At 38.5% G+C, this 3,007-nt stretch carries 2 protein-coding genes and 1 pseudogene; all 3 read left to right on the forward strand.

What is annotated here, in order from left to right:
* Window positions 1-1,748: pseudogene (locus ABN256_RS18865) on the forward strand (hypothetical protein); the annotation flags it as partial.
* Window positions 1,749-1,812: 64 nt separating this feature from the next.
* Entirely contained in the window at window positions 1,813-2,277 is a 465-nt protein-coding gene (locus ABN256_RS18870; protein ID WP_349439918.1) for a hypothetical protein, read from the forward strand.
* Between the two features lie 20 nt (window positions 2,278-2,297).
* Window positions 2,298-2,882 carry a hypothetical protein gene (locus ABN256_RS18875; RefSeq protein ID WP_349439920.1) on the forward strand — a complete coding sequence of 195 codons (585 nt, stop codon included), beginning with the start codon at window positions 2,298-2,300 and terminating at the stop codon, window positions 2,880-2,882.
* The last annotated feature ends 125 nt before the right edge of the window (window positions 2,883-3,007 follow it).

Here is a 3,007-nt window from a genome sequence, read left to right on the forward strand (position 1 = left end):
TGGGGTTCGATGACGGCACAATAAATCTGTTGCTTGAAGGTCGTCAGGCTATGCAACAGATGCTAGAAACTCAAAAGCATATCGTTATCTCCAGCGAAGAAGAATTAAAGCTAAGTCGTCAGCTTAACCAACAAAACGCATTAGTCAGCAAACAGTGGGAAGGTTTAAAAACACTCATTGCGAACTACTTAATGCCTTACTTCCTCCGCTTCTCTGAGAAAGTCTCAGGTTGGCTTGATTACCTCAATAAAAATAGAGAAGTAGCCAAAGACCTGTTTAAGGGAATGGCAGTTGTACTCACCTTGTTTCTGATCCCTGCGCTAATAAAGGGTGCAATCGCAATGGCTGGTATGTTCGCCCCTCTGTTAACTGGCACTGGTTTAGTGTTGGCTTTAGCTGCTGCAATAGTGTTGTTATATAGGGATTATAAAAGATGGAAAGAAGGCAAGGACTCTTACTTTGATTGGTCTGAATGGTCTAAAACAATCGAGACAGTCCTTGGTTGGTTAGATAGCTTATCTGAGTGGTTTGGTGAAACCTCAATTGGTAAATGGTTTACTGATCAGGATGGAAATGTTGAGGGGTGGAAACTTGCTCTTGGGGGGTTGCTTGCATATTTCACTGGTAAATTTGCTTTAGGGTTTACTGGTACAATAGCATCTATTGGCGGTGCTTTTGCGGGACTTTTGGGCTGGCCAGGTTTAATTATCGCAGCAGTCGCAGGTAGCCTGTTGTGGTTTAAGGATTACGTCGATAACCTAGATCTAGGCTCACTTGCTCCTGAAATGGCAAATGTCACTATGACGGGAGTTAAAACGGCAGATGCCTTATCTCATGTTTCAAAAGATAAGAGCAACGCTGAAAATGCGAACATTATTTTAAGCTCTTTAGATTGGGCGATACCAGGCGGGAAGGCTCTCGGTCATGTTATTGAGGAAATAGATACAAAAGGTTTTAATAATGCGGTTGGTTCAATTGCTACAGGATTTGGTGGATTTGCTAAAAGAGTCTTAACTCCTGTTGTGAAGGCATCTAGCGTTGAGTCTCCATCTCAAAATAAGAGGATTTATAAATCATCGTCTTCAGATCAAGTAAAAGAGGGAGGCTCTAGATCTTGGAGAAATAATAACCCGGGTAATATTGAGTATGGAGATTTTGCAAAAAAATTTGGCGCTTTAGGGACTGATGGTAGGTTTGCTATTTTTCCAGATGAAGAATCAGGAAGAAAAGCAAAGGATAATTTAATATTTGAAAGTGACAGAGCTAAAAGGCTATCAACCAAGGGGGACTATGGAGCGGGTATAGGTTATAAAGATAAGACTTTATCCCAAGCCATTACCTCCTATGCCCCACCAGAAGAAAACCCAACTGATGTGTATATTAAAAGGGTTTTAGATGCTGTCGGCTCTGAAAAAAAGATGAGCGAATATTCTAGAGCCGAAAGAGATATCATCCTTGAAGCTATGAAAAAAGTAGAAGGGTGGAAAGAGGGAAAGTTAAGTATAGTAAACAAACTTGATCAGAAAATTTCCACGCCGCTAGTAAAAGGTGGGGTAAATGAGCCTCAAAATTTCTTATCTCAAACTCAAAAACTAAATAGTAAACCAACCACTGTTAATAATAAGACGGATGTGACTATTGGTGATATTAATATCACAAGTAATGCTCCTACCATAAAAGGAACTATTGATGACGGAAGGAGAGCTGCGAGAGAATCACTATCACAAATAATGCCTACAATGACCTAACTTGCTTCAAATTGCACCAACCCAGTGGCACAATTACTTAAATGTTATTTATTAAGGATGAGAAATGCTAAAGAAAATAGTCATTGGGTTGCTGTTATTTCCATGTATTGCATTTGGAAGTGATCGCTCGATATTGGTAAGTAAGGGTAATGGTGGTCATAATCTACTTATTGATGGTAATTATGAATGTTTTTATAACAATCTCGAAAAAGCAAATCAGGGCGATAATAAATTATCTGGTGCTGAGTTGTATATTGAAAAAATGGATAATGACACCGTTCTGTTTATAGCATCGCTGCCTGGTGATATATCATTTAATCCGCCAGTAGCGGAAAGAAACAAGCAAAAGAAAGACTCAATTTCTTATTACGCTGAAGATGATAACGGAAGCAGTTTTGTTGTTGGGTATATTAAAGATATGGGATTAGCGTCTGCAATTAACATAGACTCAGGATCGGTGAAGGTTAATGTGCTTATATATGATTGCAAACTAATAAGGAATTTAGATAATCCCGTACTAACTAATTAGTGATGAAAATGAGGTGAATCTTGTCAGCATCAAAAGTCATAACGCAAACCTTGGTGGGTGGGATTATTTGTATTGGAGTTCTTTATTACGCTGGCTTTTTTGGAGAAAAAAAAGATCCATACAAGGACGTGATAGCATCATATCCAAGCCAAGAGCGAGAGTTCGTTAACCTGCTTACATCATATATAGTAAAAACCAAAAAAGCAGATAACGATCTTCAAATAGCATCACTGAAGTCAGAAAGAGATAGTCGTATATGCGAAATTATAAAAACAAATAAGAATGCTATCAATTGGAGTGGGGTAATTAGAGACTTAAACTCAAACCAAGATGGTAAAGGTGTTATTTCCGTAGAGATAGCCAAGGGGGTAACTCTAAAAACGTGGAATAACAGTTTCTCAGATACAGGTGATGAAACCTTAATGCCTCAAGAAACCCCATTATTTAAAGAGGCTTTATCATTAAAAATTGGCGACAAGATAAAGTTTTCAGGTGAATTTATCACCAGAAGAAATGAATGCTTTAGAGAAGTGTCAATGACTCAAAATGGGGGAATGAAAGAGCCAGAGTTTATATTTAAATTCTCGAATCTTTCTGAGTTGTAACCCTCCTCAACCACAAAGACTAAGCAAGGGCATCCGTGCCCTGTGTTGTTTTCTGAAAGCGTTAACCCCAACCTTGTCCGAAGATAGCTGATTAACTAAAAGAATCTTTACAAGACTTCTCTTGA

This window comes from Proteus sp. fly-1008 (assembly GCF_040140305.1).
Classification (GTDB): Bacteria; Pseudomonadota; Gammaproteobacteria; order Enterobacterales; family Enterobacteriaceae; genus Proteus; species Proteus vulgaris_B.

What these genes read in the sequence shown, in the direction of transcription:
- ABN256_RS18870 (WP_349439918.1), top strand. Translation starts at nt 1,813, where the DNA reads ATGCTAAAGAAAATAGTCATTGGGTTGCTGTTATTTCCATGTATTGCA.